The organism is Streptomyces tsukubensis (assembly GCF_003932715.1).
GTDB lineage: Bacteria > Actinomycetota > Actinomycetes > Streptomycetales > Streptomycetaceae > Streptomyces > Streptomyces tsukubensis.
The window spans coordinates 7,338,309-7,358,874 of record NZ_CP020700.1; the positions used below are offsets into that span (position 1 = coordinate 7,338,309).

Annotated in this window: 17 protein-coding genes; 8 read left to right on the forward strand and 9 right to left on the reverse strand. The window is 73.3% G+C overall.

What is annotated here, in order from left to right:
* Window positions 1–646: 646 nt before the first annotated feature.
* Complete coding sequence (locus B7R87_RS30505) at window positions 647–1,201, reverse strand: MarR family winged helix-turn-helix transcriptional regulator (protein ID WP_006345151.1); 555 nt, start codon at window positions 1,199–1,201, stop codon at window positions 647–649.
* Window positions 1,202–1,258: 57 nt separating this feature from the next.
* Between B7R87_RS30505 and B7R87_RS30510 the strand changes: the two genes are divergently transcribed.
* Window positions 1,259–2,092 carry an alpha/beta fold hydrolase gene (locus B7R87_RS30510; protein ID WP_006345150.1) on the forward strand — a complete coding sequence of 278 codons (834 nt, stop codon included), beginning with the start codon at window positions 1,259–1,261 and terminating at the stop codon, window positions 2,090–2,092.
* A 55-nt stretch (window positions 2,093–2,147) separates the two neighbouring features.
* Here the strand turns inward: B7R87_RS30510 and B7R87_RS33920 are convergent, their stop codons facing one another.
* Window positions 2,148–2,366, reverse strand: coding sequence for a DUF5133 domain-containing protein (locus B7R87_RS33920; protein WP_006345149.1), 219 nt, complete (start codon window positions 2,364–2,366; stop codon window positions 2,148–2,150).
* A 476-nt stretch (window positions 2,367–2,842) separates the two neighbouring features.
* Here B7R87_RS33920 and B7R87_RS30520 point away from each other — a divergent pair, with 476 nt between their 5' ends.
* Together B7R87_RS30520 and B7R87_RS30525 are read left to right on the forward strand one after the other, a co-directional pair.
* The gene (locus B7R87_RS30520) at window positions 2,843–3,493 is read left to right on the forward strand and encodes an HAD family hydrolase (RefSeq protein WP_006345148.1); all 651 of its coding nucleotides are present in this window, start codon (window positions 2,843–2,845) and stop codon (window positions 3,491–3,493) included.
* Between the two features lie 366 nt (window positions 3,494–3,859).
* Window positions 3,860–5,635 (forward strand): dihydroxyacetone kinase subunit DhaK, encoded by a 1,776-nt coding sequence (locus tag B7R87_RS30525; protein ID WP_233168966.1) that lies wholly within the window; start codon window positions 3,860–3,862, stop codon window positions 5,633–5,635.
* Between the two features lie 23 nt (window positions 5,636–5,658).
* On the opposite strand, the gene B7R87_RS30530 is transcribed toward B7R87_RS30525, so the two are convergent.
* Window positions 5,659–6,264 carry a sigma-70 family RNA polymerase sigma factor gene (locus tag B7R87_RS30530; protein WP_006345145.1) on the reverse strand — a complete coding sequence of 202 codons (606 nt, stop codon included), beginning with the start codon at window positions 6,262–6,264 and terminating at the stop codon, window positions 5,659–5,661.
* A 173-nt stretch (window positions 6,265–6,437) separates the two neighbouring features.
* On the opposite strand from B7R87_RS30530, the gene B7R87_RS30535 reads away from it, so the two are divergent.
* The 4 genes from B7R87_RS30535 (at window position 6,438) to B7R87_RS30550 (ending at window position 11,387) form a co-directional block, all read left to right on the forward strand.
* The gene (locus B7R87_RS30535; RefSeq protein ID WP_130584784.1) at window positions 6,438–7,433 is read left to right on the forward strand and encodes a MerR family transcriptional regulator; all 996 of its coding nucleotides are present in this window, start codon (window positions 6,438–6,440) and stop codon (window positions 7,431–7,433) included.
* A 398-nt stretch (window positions 7,434–7,831) separates the two neighbouring features.
* Complete coding sequence (locus tag B7R87_RS30540) at window positions 7,832–9,064, forward strand: FAD-dependent oxidoreductase (protein ID WP_006345143.1); 1,233 nt, start codon at window positions 7,832–7,834, stop codon at window positions 9,062–9,064.
* Window positions 9,061–9,792: a class I SAM-dependent methyltransferase gene (locus B7R87_RS30545; RefSeq protein WP_006345142.1), complete on the forward strand. Its 732-nt coding sequence runs from the start codon at window positions 9,061–9,063 to the stop codon at window positions 9,790–9,792. Before B7R87_RS30540 ends, B7R87_RS30545 begins: the two co-directional genes overlap by 4 nt.
* 26 nt (window positions 9,793–9,818) lie before the next feature.
* Entirely contained in the window at window positions 9,819–11,387 is a 1,569-nt protein-coding gene (locus tag B7R87_RS30550) for an FAD-dependent oxidoreductase (protein ID WP_040913021.1), read from the forward strand.
* A 61-nt stretch (window positions 11,388–11,448) separates the two neighbouring features.
* On the opposite strand, the gene B7R87_RS30555 is transcribed toward B7R87_RS30550, so the two are convergent.
* The 6 genes from B7R87_RS30555 to B7R87_RS30580 all read right to left on the reverse strand — a co-directional run bounded on the left by B7R87_RS30555 (window position 11,449) and on the right by B7R87_RS30580 (window position 19,392).
* Window positions 11,449–12,456 carry a DUF5914 domain-containing protein gene (locus tag B7R87_RS30555; protein WP_006345140.1) on the reverse strand — a complete coding sequence of 336 codons (1,008 nt, stop codon included), beginning with the start codon at window positions 12,454–12,456 and terminating at the stop codon, window positions 11,449–11,451.
* A complete protein-coding gene (locus B7R87_RS30560) occupies window positions 12,453–13,475 on the reverse strand; it encodes a phytoene/squalene synthase family protein (protein WP_006345139.1) in 1,023 nt (340 codons plus the stop codon). Before B7R87_RS30560 ends, B7R87_RS30555 begins: the two co-directional genes overlap by 4 nt.
* On the reverse strand, window positions 13,462–15,033 hold the full coding sequence (locus B7R87_RS30565) for a phytoene desaturase (RefSeq protein ID WP_040913014.1): 1,572 nt from the start codon (window positions 15,031–15,033) through the stop codon (window positions 13,462–13,464). The genes B7R87_RS30560 and B7R87_RS30565 overlap by 14 nt, the downstream gene beginning before the upstream one ends.
* Window positions 15,030–16,172, reverse strand: coding sequence for a polyprenyl synthetase family protein (locus B7R87_RS30570; protein ID WP_006345137.1), 1,143 nt, complete (start codon window positions 16,170–16,172; stop codon window positions 15,030–15,032). Before B7R87_RS30570 ends, B7R87_RS30565 begins: the two co-directional genes overlap by 4 nt.
* Window positions 16,173–16,565: 393 nt before the next feature.
* Complete coding sequence (locus B7R87_RS30575) at window positions 16,566–17,759, reverse strand: M20 family metallopeptidase (RefSeq protein ID WP_006345136.1); 1,194 nt, start codon at window positions 17,757–17,759, stop codon at window positions 16,566–16,568.
* A gap of 79 nt (window positions 17,760–17,838) precedes the next feature.
* Complete coding sequence (locus B7R87_RS30580) at window positions 17,839–19,392, reverse strand: AbgT family transporter (protein WP_006345135.1); 1,554 nt, start codon at window positions 19,390–19,392, stop codon at window positions 17,839–17,841.
* Between the two features lie 114 nt (window positions 19,393–19,506).
* Between B7R87_RS30580 and B7R87_RS30585 the strand changes: the two genes are divergently transcribed.
* Complete coding sequence (locus B7R87_RS30585) at window positions 19,507–20,538, forward strand: Lrp/AsnC family transcriptional regulator (protein WP_006345134.1); 1,032 nt, start codon at window positions 19,507–19,509, stop codon at window positions 20,536–20,538.
* Window positions 20,539–20,566 lie beyond the last annotated feature (28 nt).

Genomic DNA, 20,566 nt, shown 5'->3' on the forward strand with positions numbered 1-20,566 from the left:
CCGGGCTGTCCCGGGGGCATCCCGTCCGTACGGTCGAAGGGATGTCCCGGAAGGCCCGGCGCCGTCGGTTCCTCCGCCGACGGCGCCGGGACCTCCTCGTACCGCCCGGCCGGGGGTGCGGACGGGCGCTGTGCCCGCTCTACCGGGGGTACGGGGGAGGGGCCGCCGCCTCGGGGGGAGCAGCGGCCCCGGCTCTGTCACCCGCGGTGGCCCGACGGGTTGTGCCCGGCCGTCAGCCGGTCCCAGCCCGGATGCGGGCCGTCGGCGGAATCCGGGCCGGGCCCCGGGCCCCGGGGCCGGTCGCCGTGGCCGGGCCGGCACACCGCGGGTCCGGTGAGCCGCGCGACGCACCGCCGTACCCGCTCCGGCCCGCGGGTTCCCCGGGCGGCCGCGGCCTCGGGACGATCGTGATCGGTACCGCGCGTACCGGGAAGAGCGCGCGCCGGCCGCGCATGTTCGCGGTGTCGTCGCCCGTGCAGATCGCGGATGGTGCTCGCCGTGGTCATGACGTGAGAATGGCCGACCGGCCGGTCCCACCGCATCGCCCATCGGGCTCGAAGCGGCATCAGCCGATCGGTGGATGGTCCGGTACGACCAACTCCCGCAGACAGCCGGTACATTGCGCGCCGGGCGCGGCGGTGATCGTCTATCCGGAGGGCGTACGGCCCCGGCCCGTCGGCCCGTTCCGCTCTCCATCTCCTTCCGCCCTTTCCTCCCTTTCCCCGTGCGTCTCCGTCCCACGGCCGTCGAACAGGGCGAGCACCCCGCTCAGCACCCGGACACAGGCCTCCATATCGGCCTCGGTCAGCTCGCCGCCCGTCCGGCCGAGCACGGCCTTCTCCCGGTCGGTGACCGCCGTGATCGCCGCCCGTCCCGCCACGGTCAGCCCGATCAGCGGCGAACGCCGATGCGCCGGATTGGCGATCTGCTCCACCAGGCCGAGGGCGGCCCCGTCGTTAACCATCCGCTGCACGAACTGTCTGCTCAGGGCCTGGGAGCCGCTCATCCGGGGGACCGTCATCGGCCCCTCCTCGCGCAGCAGCTCCAGCACCGCCCGCACCCCGACGGAGAGCCCCTGCTCCGGGGCCGTCTGTTCCACCTTGCGCAGCACCCGCCGGTAGAGCAGGCCCGCCAGGCCGAGGACCTCGGTCAGACGGTCGGCGAGTTCATCGGGCGGCAGGGGGGCTCCGGTCTTCGTCACTCCGCCATCATGACACCTCGGTTGTCATTGCGGTGAGGAAATGACACCTTGGTTGTCATGATGGATGGATACCCGCACACCGCCCCGCAGGTTCTTCCGGTCGGGGACGGATCCCTCGCCTACCGGGACCGCGGTACGGGCGACCCGCTGGTGCTGCTGCACGGCGGCCTTCTGGACCACACCATGTGGGAGGAGCAGCTCGACTCCTTCGCCCGTACCCACCGGGTGATCGCGCCGGACCTCCGGGGCCACGGCGGGTCCGCCGCCGGGACCCGCCCCTTCCGCCACACCGACGACGTGGCCGCACTCCTCGGTCACCTCGACTGCGGCCCCGCCGTACTGGTCGGCGTGTCGATGGGCGGTGGTATCGCCACCGACACCGCCCTGGAACATCCCGCGCTGGTACGGGCCCTGGTGGTCAGCGGTGCGGGCACCAGTGAGCCCGACTTCCGCGATCCGTGGACGACCGGAGTCCTCGCGGACTTCCAGCGGGCCCTGGCCGCGGGTGACGCCGCGGGCGGTGTCGAGAGGTTCCTCGACTTCGCGGCAGGCCCGTACCGCACGCTCGCGGAGGTCGACCCGGAGGTCGTCGGCACTCTGCGTGCAGCGGCTTTCCGCACCCTCGCCCGGCTCGGCGCGGACGGGCCGGGCGACGTGGTCCCGGTGGCACGGACCCGGGAGCGGCTGCCCGGGATCACCGTCCCGGTGCTCGCGGTCAACGGCGCCCTGGACTCGGAGGACCATCTGCGGATGGCCGGCCGGCTCGTGCGCGAGGTCGCCGACGGCCGGACGGCACTCGTCGACGGCGCCGCGCACTATCCCCACCTGGAACGGTCCGGGGCCTTCGGCGCCGCCCTCACGGAGTTCCTGGAGGCCCTGCCGGACCGCTGAGCATGTTTCGAGGGCGGGGGCCCGCCCTGCGCCGACCCCGGGCGGCGGCCACCGCTCAGCGCCGCCGCCCGCCTCCGGGGCCGGAGACCAGACCGCGCGCGGCACTCAGGGCCTTCGACTCGTCTCCGGTACCGGTGAGGACGCGGAGCGTGTAGACGATCCCTTCGATCCGGGTGGGGGTCGAAGGGTCCTCCCGTGGCCCGTCGGGTGCCGTGAGCGCCTCGTACCGGTGGATCAACTCCCGTACGACGTTCGGATCGGGTTCCAGCACCATGGGCCCTCCTCGGGTCCGGTCGCTCTGATCGCCCCCGGCACCCCTCCGATGCTGCCCCGCGGGCCGTGCTTCCGCACCCGGGCCGGACCGGAATCGTTTCGGAACACTATTCGGTGGAAAAAGCGAGCGCACCGACCGATTGTTTTCTCTTCGATGGGGTCGCCGGAGAACCGGATGGTCGGAGAATGCTCATTCCGGGTCCGCGTGATGATCGTACTTGCATGACATGGTGGGCGTGTCGTCCATTTTCCTCTTGTGTCATTTTTTTGACCTTTATTGACTTGTGGTTGTAGCGGGAAATAGCTTGCCGCTTGTTCATTTCTTGGCTCCGGGACGGCTCGCCCTCGATGTGCGCGAGTGGATCCAAATGGATTTTGAAGATCGAAATCGCTCCGGAGTCCAATCCGATTCAGAACCCTTTGAAGGGTGCCTGTATGCTGAAAAACAGAAGCCCACAATGGTCCCCCCGGGCCGTTGTGTTCGACTGCGACGGAACGCTGCTGGACAGCGAAAAGCACTGGGTCGACGCCCGGCAGCATGTGCTGGACGACCATGGAATGGTCCCGGACGAGAAGTTCGCCGACCTGGCCCAAGGGGTCCACTACGCCGAGTGCGGACGGCTCATGGCGACCATGGCCGGCCGGCCCCGGATGGCCGCCGAGCTGACCGACGACCTTCTGCGGGCCTTCCGGGCCCTCGCCTCGGCAACACCCGTCACCTGCCCCGGAGCGCCCGCGCTCGTCGCCTCCCTGGCCGGAAGCATGCCTCTGGCAGTCGCCAGCAACTGCCCCCAGGACGTCGTCGAAAGCTGCCTCTCCGGCGCCGGTCTGCTGCGGCACTTCCGCCATGTCGTCGTCCCCGGCGGCACCGTCAGGCCCAAGCCCGAACCCGATGTCTACGCGGAGGCCGCGGCACGCTGCGGAGTCGACCCCGGAGAATGCCTCGCCTTCGAGGACTCCCTCTGCGGTATTCGTTCGGCTGTCAGTGCGGGAATTCCCGTCATCGGGATCGGTGAGCGGCCTTCCACGGAGAGCCTGCAACTGGCGGACGGCTGGGTCTCGTCGCTCGAAGATCCGGAACTTGTGGCCTGGGCGGGAAGCTGGAGGCGGGAGCAGTTGAGCGGCTGACCGCGGCCGCGGAAACAACGGGGGTTCTCAACGGCGGTTCTTCGGCGGTGCTTTGCGGCCCCGGACCGCCGGTCGTCCCGGACGGGTCTCCACCGCCACTCGGAAGGCAATGCCGGAAGCAATCGTGATCACTCCGGGCGGATTCTGTTGATCGTTGGATGAATACGGGTCTGCGCATTTCGCGGACTGTCGGTATCGTGCTCATCGTCGCCGGTTTCCGCCCCGGGCCCCCGGCCCTCCCGGGGTGCGCGGACGGGCGGCCGGACGGTGGTACCGGCAGCGGGCGCGCCCGGCCGAACGGAGGTTCTCCCCATGCGTGGACAGAAGGCGGCGCACCGCCGTCGCCCTCATCCGTTTGGAGGCACGATGAGCTACTTCCTCCCCGACGACGAGGCTGTTCTGACGGCGTGCCGAGGGCTCGCGCTCACCCACCCCGGGATCGGCCTGTGCACCGATCCGCTCTATCTCCTCGCCACCCGCCCCGCACGCCGGCGGCGGGTGGCCCTGGTCGCCGGTGGCGGTGCGGGCCACGAACCCCTGCACACGGGCCTGCTGGGCCGCGGCGGGCTGGACGCCGTCGTCCCCGGGGCCGTGTTCACCTCGCCCGGCAGCGCACAGATCGCCGCCGCCTCCCGGGCCGCCGCCGCGCTCCGCCCCCGGGACGGCGTCCTGCACATCGTGAAGAACTACACCGGCGACCGGATCAACTTCGGACTCGCCGCCGACCAGCTCCGGTCCGCCGGTATCCCCGTGGCCGAGGTCGTCGTCGACGACGACCTCGCCACCGACGCCGTGCCCACGGGACGCCGAGGCACCGGAGCCGCCGTCGTGGTGGAGAAGCTCCTGGGCGCCCTGGCCGACCGCGGCGCCGACCTCGACGGCCTCGCCGAACTCGGCGGCCGGGTCGCCGGGGCCTCCCGCAGCCTCGCCGTCTGCGCCCGGGCCCACACCTCGCCCGTCGGGCGGGCGCCCGCTTTCCGGCTCCGCCCGGACGAACTCGACTACGGCATCGGCATCCACGGCGAACGCGCCGCGCACACCGTCCGGCCCGGCCCGGTCGGCGCCGTCGTCACCCGGATGCTCCACCGGCTGCTGGACGCCGTACCCGGCACCGCCCAGGGCGTGATAGCCGTGATATCCGGTCTCGGCGGCACCAGCGAACTGGAGCTGCGCGCCATCAGCGCCCTGGTCCACCGGGATCTGACCGCCCAGGGCGTACACGTCCACGCACTCGCCGCCGGAACCTATGTCGCCGCCCTCGACATGGCCGGTTTCAGCATCACGCTCACCGCACTGGAACCGGACTGGGCGAGCCTGTGGGACCACCCGACGGACACCCCGCTGCGGCTGCCGGGAGCCGCCGCCGCTGCGGCCACCACCCTCATCCCGCCCGCGGCGCCCGCGGCCGCCGACGCGGCGCCCGCCCGCGCGGCGGTCCCGGCCGAGGGCAGCCGGGCCTTCCTCGACGAACTCCACCGCATCTGCCTCCGCGCCCACCCCGACCTCACGGAACTCGACCAGGCCACCGGCGACGGCGACTTCGGCGACAACTTCTGCGGCGGTGTCGCCGCGGCCGTCCGCCTGGCCGACCAGCAGGGCCTCACCGGCACCAACGCCCTCGCCGAAACCTTCCGCGACCGGGTGGGCGGCTCCAGCGGCCCCCTCTTCGGCGTGCTGTTCACCGCCCTCGCGCCCGGCGCCGACCGCCCCACCGCCGACGTTCCGGCACTCGCCGGAGCGCTGCGCCGGGCGCTCAACCGCATCACCGCCATCGGCGGCGCCTGCCCCGGCGACTGCACCCTGGTCGACGCACTCGCCCCCGCCGCCGAGGCACTGGCCGCCACCGCGCCCGCAGAATCGGGGCGCGCGGTGACCAACGCCGCGTTGGCCGCGATCGGCGGGGCCCACGGCACCGCCGTCCTCACCGCACGCCGCGGCCGGGCCAGCTACACGGGCGGACACTCCGAAGGCGTACCCGATCCCGGGGCGGTCGCCGTCGCCCTGGTCCTCACCGCCCTGGCCCGGGTCCACGAACCCCACCTCGCGGGCGACCTCCCCGGACTCCACGGCATCACCCGCGGCACCACGCCGCTGGCCGGAACCCGGGACGAGACACCGGCCCGAGCCTTCAAACGGCACTGACGGCACCCCTGGCACGAGTGCCCTCAGGCAGCGGCCTCGTCGGCACGGCCGTGCTCGATTCCCTCCCGGAGCCGGTGCAGACCACGCCGCGCGTGGCTCTTCACGGTGCCCAGCGGCAGCCCGGTGCGCTCCGCGATCTGAGCCTGGGTCAGATCCTCGAAGAAAGCGAGGCAGAGCACCTCGCGCTGCCCACGCGGCAGCCGGGACAGCTCGCCCGCGACGAGCACCCGGTCGAGTACCTCGTCCGGTGTGCCCTCCCGGTGCCGCCCGTCGGCGTCGTGGGCCACGGTGTCGATCAGGGTCAGACGCCTCGTCCGGGCCGTCAGAGCGTCGATGATCTTGCGGCGGGTGATACCGACGAGCCACCCGCCGAGCGGACCCCGCTCCGAGCGGTAGCCCTCCCGCCCCCGCCAGGCCCCCAGGAACACCTGCTGGGTCACGTCCTCGGCCTCGTGCGTATCACCGAGCGAACGGGTCGCCATCGCATGGACGAGGGAGCCCCAACGCCGGTAGACGGCGGCGAAGGCGTACTCGTCCGCGGCGAGCAGACCACGGGCGAGCTCGTCCTCGCAGCGGAACTCCCCCAAGGCCGGGGGCCGGACGTCGGCGGGTCGGGTCTCGGTGGGCATGACGTGTTCCTCCTGCCGTCTGTGCCGTCTGTGCCGTCTGCGCCGGAAGGCCGCCGCGGAAGGCGGACCGGGAAGGCGACGGTGTTCGGGTCTCGGCCCTGTCGTCCGGTGGAGTCTGGTCAAGAAGATCCGATGCACACAACATGCGTCGTTTGTGCGTCGTAAGCTGAGGCGTGGACGTGACCGAAGGCGACGGCGGAGCCGCCGGACGGGCCGGCGGGAGGCTGACGACCGGCGAGGTGGCGAGGCGCCTGGGAGTCGCGCCGACGACGGTCCGCTCATGGGACCGCCGCTACGGTCTCGGCCCCGCCGCGCACACCGGTGGCCGCCACCGCCGCTGGACCGCGGAGGATCTGGCGCTGCTGGAACGCATGTGCGCGCTGACCGCGACCGGGCTTCCGCCCGCCGAAGCCGCCCGCCTGGCCCTCGACGGACCGGAACCGGCCCCGCCCCCGGCCCGCGAGAGCACCGCCCGGATCCCCCGGCCGGCGACCCCCGCCCGCAGGGGCACCGGAGCGGACCCCCGCCCCGGAGACGTACGCCAGGAGTGCAAGGGAGTCACCCGAGCGGCCCTGCGCCTCGACACCGTCGCCCTCGACCGGCTGCTGGACACCGCGATCGAAGAACACGGCCTGGTCACCGCCTGGACGGAAGTGATCATGCCGACGCTGCAGGCTGTCGGCCGCAGATGGGAGAACTCCGGACAGCGGTACGTGGAGGTGGAGCACTTCCTGTCCTGGCACGTGTCCGGCGCGCTGCGGCGCCATGCGCCACCGGCCGTGGCCGATCGCGCCGGTGCCACCACGGTGCTCGCCTGCGCACCGGCCGAGAACCACACCCTCCCGCTCGAAGTACTGGCCGCAGCCCTGGCCGAACAGGGTCTTCCGGTACGCATGTTCGGCGGCGCGCTCCCCGTCGACTCCCTTGTGGCCGCCGTGCGGAGGACCGGACCGGCCGTCGTGGGGCTCTGGGCACAGTCGCGTACCACCGCCAGCCGGCCGCTCGCGCAGCACGTCTCCGCGATCGAATGGGGCGTCCGGGGCGCCCGCCGCAGGCCGGTCGTCCTGACGCTGGGCCCCGGCTGGGCCGGACAGACCCTGCCGGACCTGCCGCACCCGCCCGGTCTTGCGGAGGCCGTGGCCGCCGTCCGATCGGCCGTGTCCAGGTGAGATGACACCCCCTCCCGGGTACGCGCACGTGGTGGTGCCTGGCATCGGCCACGGGAACGTGCTCTGGTGAATGCCGTGTCCGTACGGTTCCTCCGTCCGAGGGCCGGGCCCTCACCGCGCCGCCGGGGGACCCGTCCCCGGCCGGAGAGCCGGACGGAAATCGTCCGGCACCGCATCCACGGACCGGCGCCGTGCGGAAGAGACGATGAAGAGGCAAGGCCGATGAGCCGCCCCCGCCCTGAGGAGCCGACGGTGAACCACAACGGCCCGGCCGCGTCGACCCCGGCGAGGAGCGGACCCCGCGACGGCGCGGCAGCCGTCGCCGGTCCGCACCGCACGGCAGCCGAACCGCCGTGCACGGCCCCGACCGTGACCCCGGCCGCCCGGCGGCGCCCCCGATGAGCCGGGAGCCCCGCACCCCCGGACCCCCGGACGACGTGGTCATCGTCGGCGGCGGCGCCGCCGGACTCGGCCTCGCCCACCGGCTGGCCGCGTCCGGACATCCGTCCGTCACCCTCGTCGACGCCCCCGAAGGCCCGCTGCGGCCACCCGAACGGACCTGGTGCTACTGGGCCCGGCGCCCCGGTGACTTCGACGAGTTCGACGAAGCGGTCACCGCCTCCTGGTCCCGGCTCCGCGTCCACGGCACCGACGGCCATGCGATCACCGTGGACCCAGCCCCGCTGACGTACCGCATGCTCCGCTCCGCGGACTTCGAACGGCTCGTGCACTCCCGGCTCGCCCGTTCCCCCGGCGTACGCGTCCTGCGGGCCACCGCTGACACCGTGCACCGGACGGCCGACGGCGCGGAGGTACGCTGCACGACGCCCGACGGCCGCACCCTGTCGCTCCCTGCCCGGTACGTCTTCGACTCCCGCCCCAGGCGCCCCCTGCCACCGGCCAGGACCCGGCTCGTCCAGCACTTCCGCGGCTGGTTCGTGCACACCGACACGGACCGGTTCGACCCCGAGGTCGCCGATCTGATGGACTTCCGCGTCCCGCAGCCGGCCCATGGGCTCGCCTTCGGCTACGTACTGCCCCTGGCACCGGACCGGGCCCTCGTCGAGTACACCGAGTTCTCACGGACCCCGCTGACCCCCGCGGCCTACGACGCGGCACTGACCCACTACAGCCGCGACGTCCTGGCGCTCGGCTCGTACACCGTCGAATCCGTCGAGCAGGGCGCCATCCCCATGACCGACGCCCGCTTCGAACGCCGGACGGGACCCTCCGTCTTCCGGATCGGAACCGCGGGCGGGGCGACCCGCCCGGCGACCGGATACACCTTCGCCGCCGTACAGCGGCAGAGCCGGGCCGTCGCCGCCTCCCTCCGCACCGGCCGCGCGGCCGTACCCCCGCCGCACGGGCGGCGCGCCCTCGCCATGGACGCCGTCCTGCTGCGCGCCCTGGACACCGGACGGATCAACGGCCCCGACTTCTTCACCGCCCTGTTCCGCCGCGTCCCGCCGGAACGCCTGCTGCGCTTCCTCGACGGCGGCACCTCGCCCCGGGAGGAGTGGAGCATCGGCCTGCGGACCCCCGTCCGCGCCATGCTCCGTACCGCCCTCGAACTGCCCTTCCTGCCACGCCGTTCACCCTTCGCCCCGCACCCCGGAGAACGCGACCGATGACACTCCTGCGCGACCACGACCTGGCACGCGCCTTCGACCACGCCGCGCACACCTACGACCGACTCACGGCCCTCAACCCCGGCTACCGCACCGACCTCCTGCGTTCGGCGCGCCGCCTCCGGCTGCCCCGGGACGGTGCCGGTCTGCATCTGCTGGACCTCGGCTGCGGCACCGGCGCCTCCACCGAAGCCCTCGTCCGGGCCGCGCCACGGGCCCGGATCACGGCCGTCGACGCCTCGCCGGGGATGCTGCGGCACGCGCTGGCCAAACCGTGGTCCGCCCGGGTGCGCTTCCGGCATCTGACCGCGGAGGAAGCGGCGACCACCGCCGACGAACCGTACGACGCCGTCTTCGCCGCCTATCTGTTCCGCAACGTCACCGACCCGGACGGCGTCCTCGCGACCGTCCGCTCCCTCCTGCGGCCGGAGGGCCGGCTCGCCGTCCACGAGTACAGCCTCAGCGGCTCCGGTTTCCACCGCGCCCTGTGGACCGCCGTATGCCACGGCCTGATCATCCCCGCTGGCACCCTCGCCGGGGACCGCGCCCTCTACCGGCACCTGTGGCGCAGCGTCCTCGACTTCGACACCGCCCCGGCCTTTGCCGCACGGCTGGCGGGCGCGGGGTTCACGGGCGTGCGCACCGCTCCCGTCGCGGGCTGGCAGACCGGGATCGTGCACACCTTCCTGGCCCGCAACGCCGCCGCCCCGTATCCGGAGGGCGCCCGGTGAGCAGCCCCCGGCAGATGTCACGGCAGATGTCACGGCAGACGGCCCGGCAGACGGCCCGGCGGGGCCGCGACCGCAGGGCCGAAATCATGATCCCGCTACGGGGCCGGGAACGCTTCGCGCCGGACGACGCACCCGCCGTCGCCGTGGCGGGCGGAGGCATCGCGGGCCTGGCCGCCGCCACCCTGCTGGCCGAACGGGGCGCCCGGGTCACCCTCTACGAACGGGAGGAGTCCCTCGGCGGACGTCTCGCGGGCCGCAGCACCCGTCTCTCCGACGGATCGCGGGTGACCATGAGCCGCGGCTTCCACGCCTTCTTCCGCCAGTACTACAACCTGCGCGGCCTGTTGCGGCGGACCGACCCCGGTCTCGACCGCCTCCGGGCCCTCCCCGACTATCCGCTGCGGCACAGCGGCGGAATGACCGACAGTTTCGCCCGGGTGCCGCGGACACCGCCGTTCAGCGCGCTCGGATTCGTCGCCCTCAGCCCGAGCTTCGGCTGGCGCGACCTCGCGGGCATGGACGCCCGCGCGGCGCTGCCGCTCCTCGACGTCCGGGTGCCCGAGGTCTACGAACGCTTCGACGGTATGAGCGCGACCGCGTTCCTCGACCGCGTCCGGTTCCCCGCGGCCGCACACCATCTGGCGTTCGAGGTGTTCTCGCGCAGCTTCTTCGCCGACCCCCGCGAACTGTCCGCGGCGGAACTCCTGCTGATGTTCCACATCTACTTCCTCGGCTCCGCCGAAGGCCTGCTGTTCGACGTGCCCACCGAGCCCTTCCCCCAAGCGCTGTGGGAGCCCCTCGGCGACTACCTCCGGCGGCTCGGAGCGGACCTCCGCACCGGCACCCCGGTGCGCCGCGTCCAACCCGTCCGTACCGCAGACGGCGGGGGAGTGGCCGTACGGACGGACCACGGCACGGACCGGTACGACGGCGCCGTGCTGGCCCTCGACCCCGGCGCGCTGCGCGGGCTGGTCGCCGCATCGCCCGGTCTCGGCACCCCCGTCTGGCGCGACCGCATCGACGCACTCAGGACGGCGCCGCCCTTCCTCGTCTCCCGGCTCTGGCTGGACCGGCCGGTACGCCCCGACCGGCCCGGCTTCCTCGGCACCAGCGGCTACGACGGCCTCGACAACATCAGCGTCCTCGACCGCTACGAAGGGGAGGCCGCCCGCTGGGCCGCCCGCAGCGGCGGCGCGGTGGTGGAACTGCACGCGTACGCCGTCCCCGCGGGCGCCGCACCGGAGCAGGTGCAGAACCGTCTCGTGGAGAGCCTGCACCGGGTGTACCCGGAGACACGGGAAGCACGGGTGGTGGACGCCCGGCACGAATGGCGCTCCGACTGCCCGCTCTTCCCGATCGGTTCCCACGCCCGGCGGCCCGGCGTGTCCACCCCGGATCCGGCGGTGACCCTCGCCGGGGACGCGATCCGCTGCGACCTCCCGGTGGCCCTGATGGAACGCGCGGCCACCACGGGATTCCTGGCGGCCGGAACCCTGCTCGCCGGATGGGGCGTTCGCGGGCAGACGCTCTGGACCGTTCCCCGGACCGGCCGTTCACGCACCCTGCGGGCACTCGGCGGACTGGCCGGCCGGTAACTCCCCGCGGGGTTCCCGGCCCGATCCGGCACCGGGCGGGGGCGCCCCCCGCCCGGTCTGCTCACCCCGGGAACCGCCCCGTGCTGCGCAGCTCCCACCGGCGCTCCGCGTAGGCCAGATCGTCGTGCCACAGCCGCCCGGCCGTCCGGCGCATCAGCGGACGGAGCACGGGCGCCGCGGCCCGCGCCAGGGCGAAGCCGCGCCGTCCGGACGCGGCGACGACCGCTTCGACCACCGCGGTACGCGGCCGTACCGCCGACTCCTCGGTCAAGGGCGTCGCATGGGTCTCCACCACCGACGACGCCCCCTCGCCCTCCGTGATGCGCATGACCACCGTCCGGGGGCCTGGGGCGGTGAACTCCGCCCGGACGGGCACCACCAGACGCCCGGTCACCCGGAACGACACCTCCACGACGAAGGCGTCGTCGTCCTCGCCCCGCGGCGGCCGGGCCACCGTAAGATCCGTGAACGCATAGGGGTGGAACCACGAGCCGTGCCACGGGTCGAGCCGGTTGGCGACCACGTCCTCCGGCTCGCACCGGCCGACGGCCGTGAAGACGGCGTCCACGCCCGTGCCCGCCTCCGGACGCACCGGCACCGCGGGACGCTCCGTGGGCTCCTCGCCGCCGACCGCGTCCAGCCGGACCCACACCAGCACACCGTCGTCGTGCACCGGATACGGCTCCCATCCGGCGAACGCCCGGCCGTCCAGGGCCAGCCCGTGCCAGTGGCAGACCAGCGTCCCGCACACCACCCGGCTCTCCCGCAGGGGCGCACCGAGGTGCGGACAGCTGCCGGGACCCGCGTGCAGCTCGCCGCCGTCCGACCGCCACAGGACGACCTCGGCACCGCCCACCGTTCTGCCGTAGGGGCGGCCTCCCGCACGGACCGCGCGGGAGGCGCCGACGACGAACCAATTGCCCGAGGGCCGTGCCGAGGCCCGTTTGAGCGCGTCGGCGATCACCGACGGGCGGGCCTCGCGCCAGGTCGCCGTCTGGGCCGCCCAGTCCGGTCTGCGCCGCAGCCGCAGAGGGGCCGTCCAGCCGCCCCGGCTCCCTCGGCGGGTCATGTCGCGGGCCCCTTCCCCTGGAGTTCGGCACGGTCTGCACGGATCACACGGTTGGCACCGTCGGCGCGGTCCGGCCGGTGCCCGGTGCCGGTGGACCGGCGGGCGCGGGCGATCTGCAGCAGCCCGGTGGCCGCCACGGCCGCCCGCCGCCGCCGGGACACCGCCGCACGGCGGTGGAGGACCGCGTACCCCTGGTCCGCGATCGCGTCGAGGATGCCGCCGTAGAGGGTGAACGCGGTACGGATGCAGGGGCGTGTCCGCGGGTCGAGCATCGCGATGCCGGGTTCCGCCTCTCCGTACACCTTCCTCGTCAGGGCCTCCGCGGCGACGAGGGCCGAGCGGATCCGCGGGTCGGCGCGGCCCGTCCGGCGGCTCCACTCCAGCAGCGGCCGGTCCACACCGTGCGCGGCGAGCAGATCCGCCGGCAGATACACGCGGCCCCGGTCCAGGTCCTCGCCCACGTCCCGCAGGAAGTTGGTGAGCTGGAAGGCGACCCCCAGGGCCGCCGCGTGCGGTGCCGCCTCCTCACGGTCCACGACCGTGCCGAGGACCGGCAGCATCTGCAGTCCGATCACCGCAGCCGAGCCGTGCATATAGGCCCTCAGATCGGCATAGGTCGGATAGTCCGTGATGTGGAGGTCGCTGCGCATCGAGGCCAGGAAGTCCGTGAACAGCGTGTGCTCGATGCCGTACCGTTCGGCGGTGTCCGCGACGGCCCTGACCACCGGTTCCTCGCCGCCGCCGGTGCGCAGCCCGTGCGCGAGGTCGCTCTCCAGACACCGCAGCAGCCGGTCGCGTTCCACCGGGGTACGGCGCCGGTCGAGGTCGTCCACGATGTCGTCGGCCCAGCGGGCGAAGCCGTACAGGGCATGCACGGCGGACCGGCGCTCGACCGGCAGCAGCCGGGTCGCGAGGAAGTAGCTCCTGCCGTGGCGGGCGTTGAGCCTGCGGCATTCGGCGTAGGCGGCGCGCAGGCCGGGGCCGGTGACACCCGCGGCATTCAGTTCACGACGGGTCATGGGCGCCTTTCGCGGACGGTGCGGGGATCCGCGCGCCGTGCGGTGCGGGACCCTTCTGCGGGCGGCGGCCCCCCGGGGCCCCGCCGGTCACCCGGGCGGCCGCGAGCTTGCCGCTGACGAGCACCGTCGGCACCCCGACGCCGGGAGTGGTGCCGCAGCCCGCCAGGACGACGTTCTCCACCCCGCGCACCAGGTTGCGCGGGCGGAACGGGCCGGTCTGGGCGAAGGTGTGGGAGACCGAGAAGGGGCTGCCCGCGGTATGCCCCTGCGCCGTCCAGTCCGCGGGGGTCACCAGCAGCTCCTCCTGGATTCCGGCCGCGAATCCGTCGAGCCCCCGGCGCTCCAGCTCGGCGATCAGGCTGTCGCGGTAGCGCGGCCCCAGATCGCGCCACTGGGCGGCGGAGGGACCCACGTCGGTGTTCGGACAGGGCGCCAGCACGTAGTGCAGATGCCGGCCGGGCGGCGCCAGGCCGGGGTCGTGTGCCGTCGGTCGGGTGATCAGCAGCGAGGGGTCGCTCATCAGCCGCCCCGAACGGGTGAGTTCGTCGAACGTGCCCTCCCAGGCGGCGCCGAACGACAGGGTGTGATGGGCGAGATCCGGCCAGGTGCGGTCGGTTCCCGCGTGCAGGACGACGGCCGAAGGGGAGTGGCGCAGCCGCACTGGGCGCTTCGGGGCGCGCCCCAGGAGGCCGTACGCGGCGGGCAGCTCGCACGTCAGCACCACGGCGTCGCAGGCGATCCGTTCGCCCGAGGCCAGCCGTACGGCACGGACCCGGTCGCCCGACCGTTCCAGCCCGGTCACCTCGGCCGACCAGTGGAACCGGGCGCCCGCCCGCTCCGCCGCGCCGGCCATCCCGCGGGGCAGTGCGTGCATCCCGCCCTTCGGGAACCAGACACCCGCCACCGTGTCCATGTAGGCGATCACGGCGTAGGCCGCGAGGGCCCTGGCCGGGGCGACACCGGCGTACAGGGACTGGAAGGAGAAGACGCGGCGCAGACGAGGATCGGTCAGATAGCGGCCGATCCGCCGGTCCAGCCGGCCGAACCCGCCCAGCGCCGCCAGCCGGGCCAGATCCGGGTGCAGCAGAGCGAAGGGCGAATCGAAGTTGGTGTCGATGAACCGGTGCATCTGGGCCCGGTACAGCCGCTCCAGCCACTGCCGCAGCGCACGGTAGCCGGCTGCCTCCGCCGGTCCCGCGAACCGTCTGACCTCGTCCTCCATCGCCTCGCCCCCGGTGTGGACGTCGAGGGATGTGCCGTCCGCGAAACGCGCGCGGTAGGCCGGGTGCAGGGCCGTCAGCTCGACATGCCGGTCGAGGCTGTCGCCGACGGCGGCGAACGCCTCGTCGGCCAGTTGCGGCATGGTCAACACCGTCGGGCCGGTGTCGATCTCGTAGCCGCCGAGACGGACGCGGCCCGCCCGGCCGCCCGGCGTATCGTCCCGCTCGACGACCGTCACCCGGCGGCCCGCGCCCAGCAGATGCAGGGCACAGGAGAGACCGGCCAGGCCGGCGCCCACCACGACCACGTGATCGGTGGCTCCGGGTACCGTCCTCATGCCGCCTCCCCGGTCCGCTGCGGCGCGACACCGCACGCCCGCTCGACCAGGGCCGTGAACTCCCGCCGTACGACGGGATCCGCACCGGTCCGGTCGAAGTGGCCCAGGCTCGTCACGGCCAGCTCCGTGATCTTCGCATCGACGGCGGCCCGCGCCCCGGTGCGCTCCAGCGCCGCGCGCATCCGGCGCACGTCCTCGTCGGACGCGCGGGGCGCCCCGGGGGCGAGTGCGTCCGACGCTTCCCGGTCGCCGGAGGTTTCGGCGAGCCGGGAGCCGACGGCGAGCAGATAGGTGAGCTTGCGCGTCCGCAGGTCGTCGTCCGCGGGCTTGCCCGTCAGGGCCGGATCGCCGAAGGCGCCGATGAGGTCGTCGCGGAGCTGGAAGGCGAGCCCGGCACACCGCCCGGCGGCGCACAGGGCGTCCCGGACGGGGGCGTCGGCTCCGGCCAGGGACGCGCCCAGGGCCAGCGGGCGCTCCACCGTGTACAGGGCGCTTTTGAGGGTGGCCACGGTCACCGCCTCGTCGACACCGGACGCCCCGGTCGCCTGCGCATGGAGGTCCCGGTACTGTCCGGCGACCATCTCCTCCCGTACGGCCCGCCACTCGCGGTGCAGTTGCGGGCCGTACGGTGAGCCGAGCGCGGTCTCGGTGAGCAGGTCGTCCGCCCAGGCCAGGGCGAGATCACCGGCGAGTACGGCCGCCGAGGTCCCGAAGGCCGCGGACGAGCCCGCCATCCGCGCGGCCCCGTGCAGTCGGGAGAGTTCCACGTGGACCGCCGGGGCGCCGCGGCGCAGGGGCGATCCGTCCATCACATCGTCGTGGATCAGCGCGCCTGCCTGGAGGAGTTCGAGGGCCGCGCCCGTGCGCAGGACCGGAGTGAAGTCCCCCGAACCGCCGGCGGCCCGCCAGCCGCACCAGGCGAACGCGGCGCGCAGCCGCTTCCCGCCGCGGAGCACCAGCGATACGACGCGGCCGGCGATGTCACGGGCGAAGACCGGATCCGTATCGAGGGCCCGCCGCAGCGCCTCGTCGAGGACGCGCCCCAGCTCGGTCTCGACGGCACGGGCCGCATCACGGGCGGTGAGCGGGCCGTCCGCCGTTCCGACCGCATCGGCGTCGGCGGGCCGCAGTCCCAGCATGCACACCCCTGTCTCCCTGATGTTCACCTGTACACCAGTTCTTCGGTCGAGTGCCCCGGTACGGATGCGCTGATTCCTGCCCGGTGCGGGTGCGGCCCTGTCGACGGTCACTCCACCGGTCCACCGGCTCCGCCCGGATACCCCGCCGTACGTCGGCCGGCCGGGTGCGGCCGGCCGGGGCGCTTGCCACCGGGTGGGCAGGGGGACCACGGCGCCCGTTCGGGTGAGTCGACGGGGGCGTACCCTCCGGTCCTCGTCCCGGAGCGGCGGTCCGCAGCTCTCCGGCGGACGGGGGGCGTGGTTCCGGGCCGCCGCCGGAAACGGCAGCGGCCCGCCGGACAGGCGTCCGGCGGGCCGTTAGGCCGTTATGTCGTGATGTCGTGATGTCGTGTGTCAGTCCTTCGCCGGTCCCGGCAGGGGCGCCGCCAGTCTGCGCAGCATGCCCGCGACCAGCGCGGTCTGGGCGGGCACGGTGTCGGGGTAGATGAACTCTCCCTGCGCATGGGCGCCGTCGCCGACGGCGCCCATGCCGCACAGGACGGGCAGACCGAGGGCGGCGACGAAGTTGGCGTCGCTGGCGCCGCCGACCGCGGTGTCGGGGAGTTCGCCGCGGCCCTGGTCGCGGGCGACCTCGCGGGCGAGGTCGAGCAGGGGCGCGGACGCGGCGTTGAGGGTCATCGGCGGCCGGTTCCAGTCGCGTTCGATGTCGATACGGACCCGCGGATCGCTGATCCGGACGGCGTCGAACGCGGCGTCGACCCTGGCCTGTTCGGCAGCGCTGCTGATGCGGATGTCGATGCTCGCGGTGGCCCGTCCGGCGACGACGTTGGTGGCGGAGCCGCCCTCGACGAGGCCGGTGTTGATCGTGGTGCCCCGGTCGGGGGCGGCGATGCCCGCCGCCGCGACCACGAACTCCGACAGCGCGGTGATCGCGCTCGCCCCGTCCTGGGGGGCGAGCCCGGCGTGGGCCTCGATTCCGGTGGCCGTGACCCGGAAGATCGCGGAGCCCTTGCGGGAGGTCTTGACCGCGCCGTGGGCGCTGGGCTCCAGCACCAGGGTGGCATCGACCCCCCGGGCGACCTCTTCGATCACCGGCCGGGAGGAGAGGGAGCCGATCTCCTCGTCGCCGTTGAAGAGGAACGTGACGTCCGGGACGGGCACGCCCTCCTCCGCCGCGAGCTTCAGCGCCCAGACCGCCTGGACCAGCCCGGTCTTCATGTCGAAGATGCCCGGCCCGCTCAGTTTCGCGCGCCCGTCGCCGGACGGCTCGGGCTGCTGCCATCCGGCGAGGGTGCCGGTCGGCCACACGGTGTCGTAGTGGCCGACGAGCGCGATGTGCCCGGCGCCGGTGCCGCGGTAGGTCAGCGTGAGGGTGTCGCCGTACTCGCCGCCGGGGTAGCGCTGTTCGCGGTCGGGCGGCCCGAGCCGGCGGACGGCCAGCTCGCGCAGGAGGTCCAGGCCCGCGGCGAGGCCGGGCAGATCGCGGCTGCCGGTCTCGCAGCGGACGAGGGACATGATGTCGGCGACGATCTCCGCCGCCGCTTCGTGGGCGCGGGCGGAGAGTCCGGCTGTGGGCACTGCGGTCATGTGCTGTTCTCTCGTACGGGGCGGGGGTTGCCCGCCGGAAAGAAAAGGGGAAGGGGAGCGGGAAGGGGAGGAGGCGCGGTCAGCTGATGCCGAAGGGGATCTTCAGCAGGTACCAGATGACGAAGAACGCCATCCAGGCCACCCAGACGACGGCCGCGATCGGGATGGTGAACGAGGCCAGGGTCCCGATCCCCGCGGATTTGCGGTACTGCTGGATGAAGCCCAGGGCCATCACGAAGTACGGGCTCATCGGGGTGACGCAGTTGGTGACGGAGTCCGCGACCCGGTACACGGCCTGGGTGGTCTCGGGCTCGATGCCGATGAGCATCAGCATCGGGACGAGCACCGGCGCGGCCAGGGCCCAGAGCGCGGAACCGCTGGTGATGACGAGGTTCATGATGGTGATGAGCACGGCGATGCCGACCAGCACCGTCCAGCCCTCCAGGTCCAGGGCGCGCAGGGTCTCGGCGCCCTTGACGGCGAGGATGTCGCCGATGTTCGTCCACTTGAAGTAGGCGAGGAACTGGGAGATGGCGAAGAAGAGGACGAGGATCGGCGCCATCGACTTGGTGCCGTCGACCATCGCGGCGATGATGTCGCGGGAAGCGGTGAAGGTGCCGGTCATCCGTCCGTAGACGGTTCCGACCACGGCGAAGAACAGGCCCAGCACCAGCGCCATGCCGCCGATCACCGGGGAGTTGACGATCCCGCCGCCCTCACCGCGCAGCGGGGACGAGACGGGAGTCATGGCCGCCACCAGGAGGACGGCGAAGCCGAGGGCGACCAGTCCCGTGGCGCGCAGCGCGCGGCGCTGGACCTCGGTGACCTCGATGGCCTCCCGCTCGGCGGCGCTCGGCGCGGCCACCGGCTCGTCGGGCTCCAGGTCGGAGCGGCGCGCGATCACCTTGTCGACGACCAGGGTGATCACCAGGGCGACCAGGACCGAAGAGCCGATGCCGAAGAAGTAGTTGCCCACGGGGGTGACCACGTAGTCGGCGTCGATGGTCTGCGCGGCGGCGGTGGAGATCCCCGACAGCAGGACGTCGGTGGTGGTGAGCGACGGGGAGGCGTTGTACCCGGCGGAGATGGAGACGTACGCCACGATGCAGCCGAGGACCGGGCTGCGGCCCGCGGCGCGGAAGATCAGCGCACCGATCGGGACGAGGGTGAAGTAGGCGGCGTCGCCCGCGACATGGCTGACCATCGCCGTCAGCGAGAGGGCGAAGGTGAGGTACTTCCCGGGCACCCGCTCGACCATGCGGCGCAGCAGGGTGGCGAAGAGTCCGCTCTTCTCGGCGATCACGATGCCGAACATCACGGTGAGGATGGTGGCCAGCGGCGGGAAGGCCGCGAAGTTGTCGACGGCCCCCTCGATGGCCATGGTGAGGCCCTCATGGCTGAGCAGGCTCTTGACCGTGATGGTCTCGCCCTTGCCGGGGTGTACGGCGGAGACGTCGACGGCCGCCAGTACGGCGCTGAGGACGGCGACGACCCCCGCGAGCATCCAGAACAGCCAGAACGGGTGGGGGAGTTTGTTGCCGACCTTCTCGATCGCCGCGAAACCCCGGAAGGCGATGCGCAGGGCTCTCGACTCCGGCTCGGCCGGCCTGGGCTCGGCGGAGGTGACGCTCATAGGACCTCTTCGTGCAGGTAGTGGAGTTTCCTGCGTACGATGGCATCTAAGTGAGAGATTCTCCAGGCTTTCTAGGTAACAGTGGGATTAACTGGCGAGCTAAGGTAAGGCTCCATGACCCGCCCTCTGCTGGACGAGCTGGACCGACGTCTCATCGGCGCGCTGCACCTGGACCCCCGGGCCACCTGGGACGACATCGGCGGGATCCTGGCCGCCGACGCCAGCACGCTCAAACGGCGCTACGACCGGCTGTACGAGGCCCGGATGATCCGCGTCATCGGGCAGGCCGACTGGGGCGTCCACTCCACGTCGATGCCGGTCCATGTCTTCCTGGACATCAGCGGCGAGACCCCGCTCGCCGTCCTCCACCGCCTCCGCGACCTCCCCCACCTGCAGCTTCTGGCGCAGATCTCCGGCGACTACCCCCTCTACGCGGTCGTCCACGCCCCCTCCGAGGCCGCCACCAGCCAGGCGATCGACCGGATGTTCTCCGTCCCCGGGGTCCGCCGCGTCAACGCCCTGCCCGCCCTCAGCACCCTGCGCCGGGGCATCACCTGGGACCCCCGGTTCCTCACCGACGCCGAACGCGACGCCCTGCTGGAACTCGTCGGCTCGCGGCCCGAGGGCACCGCGACCGCGACGGCGATGCCCCCCGCCAAACCGCTCAGCGACGCCGAGCGGGCCGTGGTCGCCCTGCTCCTCCAGGACGGCCGTGCCTCCGCAGCGAGCATCGCCCGCGCCGTGGGAATGGCCACCTCCACCGCGCACCGCGTGGTCCGCCGGGTCCTCGACGAGGGATGGGTGAAGCCGCGGCTGGAGATCGTGTCGGAGTGGCTCGGCTTCGAGACGCCCTTTATGCTCCGGCTGCGCGTGGCCCCGGGGGAGACCCCCGATGTGATGCGCCGCATCGACCAGCTACCGCAGACCCGGCTCGTCGCCCATGTCGCCAGCGACCTCTCCGTCCTCGCCACCGGCCTGGTCACCGACCGCTCCGCCGTGGCGCACTTCGTCGACCACGAACTGGCCGCCATCCCCGGCATCCTCGGCGTCGGCGTCGGCGTGATGCTCGCCGAACCGCGCCGCTACTGGCTGGACCGGGACCTCACCTCCGGCCTCGGCGCTTTCCACGCCCCGGCGCTGCTCTGACCTGCCGGGCCCCGGACCGGCGCCGGGG

What these genes read in the sequence shown, in the direction of transcription:
- B7R87_RS30570 (WP_006345137.1), bottom strand. Translation starts at nt 16,172, where the DNA reads ATGCTGGGACTGCGGCCCGCCGACGCCGATGCGGTCGGAACGGCGGAC.
- B7R87_RS30525 (WP_233168966.1), top strand. Translation starts at nt 3,860, where the DNA reads ATGAGCTACTTCCTCCCCGACGACGAGGCTGTTCTGACGGCGTGCCGA.
- B7R87_RS30545 (WP_006345142.1), top strand. Translation starts at nt 9,061, where the DNA reads ATGACACTCCTGCGCGACCACGACCTGGCACGCGCCTTCGACCACGCC.
- B7R87_RS30540 (WP_006345143.1), top strand. Translation starts at nt 7,832, where the DNA reads ATGAGCCGGGAGCCCCGCACCCCCGGACCCCCGGACGACGTGGTCATC.
- B7R87_RS30575 (WP_006345136.1), bottom strand. Translation starts at nt 17,759, where the DNA reads ATGACCGCAGTGCCCACAGCCGGACTCTCCGCCCGCGCCCACGAAGCG.
- B7R87_RS30550 (WP_040913021.1), top strand. Translation starts at nt 9,819, where the DNA reads ATGTCACGGCAGACGGCCCGGCAGACGGCCCGGCGGGGCCGCGACCGC.
- B7R87_RS30585 (WP_006345134.1), top strand. Translation starts at nt 19,507, where the DNA reads ATGACCCGCCCTCTGCTGGACGAGCTGGACCGACGTCTCATCGGCGCG.
- B7R87_RS30510 (WP_006345150.1), top strand. Translation starts at nt 1,259, where the DNA reads ATGATGGATGGATACCCGCACACCGCCCCGCAGGTTCTTCCGGTCGGG.
- B7R87_RS30560 (WP_006345139.1), bottom strand. Translation starts at nt 13,475, where the DNA reads ATGACCCGTCGTGAACTGAATGCCGCGGGTGTCACCGGCCCCGGCCTG.
- B7R87_RS30555 (WP_006345140.1), bottom strand. Translation starts at nt 12,456, where the DNA reads ATGACCCGCCGAGGGAGCCGGGGCGGCTGGACGGCCCCTCTGCGGCTG.
- B7R87_RS30580 (WP_006345135.1), bottom strand. Translation starts at nt 19,392, where the DNA reads ATGAGCGTCACCTCCGCCGAGCCCAGGCCGGCCGAGCCGGAGTCGAGA.
- B7R87_RS30565 (WP_040913014.1), bottom strand. Translation starts at nt 15,033, where the DNA reads ATGAGGACGGTACCCGGAGCCACCGATCACGTGGTCGTGGTGGGCGCC.
- B7R87_RS30530 (WP_006345145.1), bottom strand. Translation starts at nt 6,264, where the DNA reads ATGCCCACCGAGACCCGACCCGCCGACGTCCGGCCCCCGGCCTTGGGG.
- B7R87_RS33920 (WP_006345149.1), bottom strand. Translation starts at nt 2,366, where the DNA reads ATGGTGCTGGAACCCGATCCGAACGTCGTACGGGAGTTGATCCACCGG.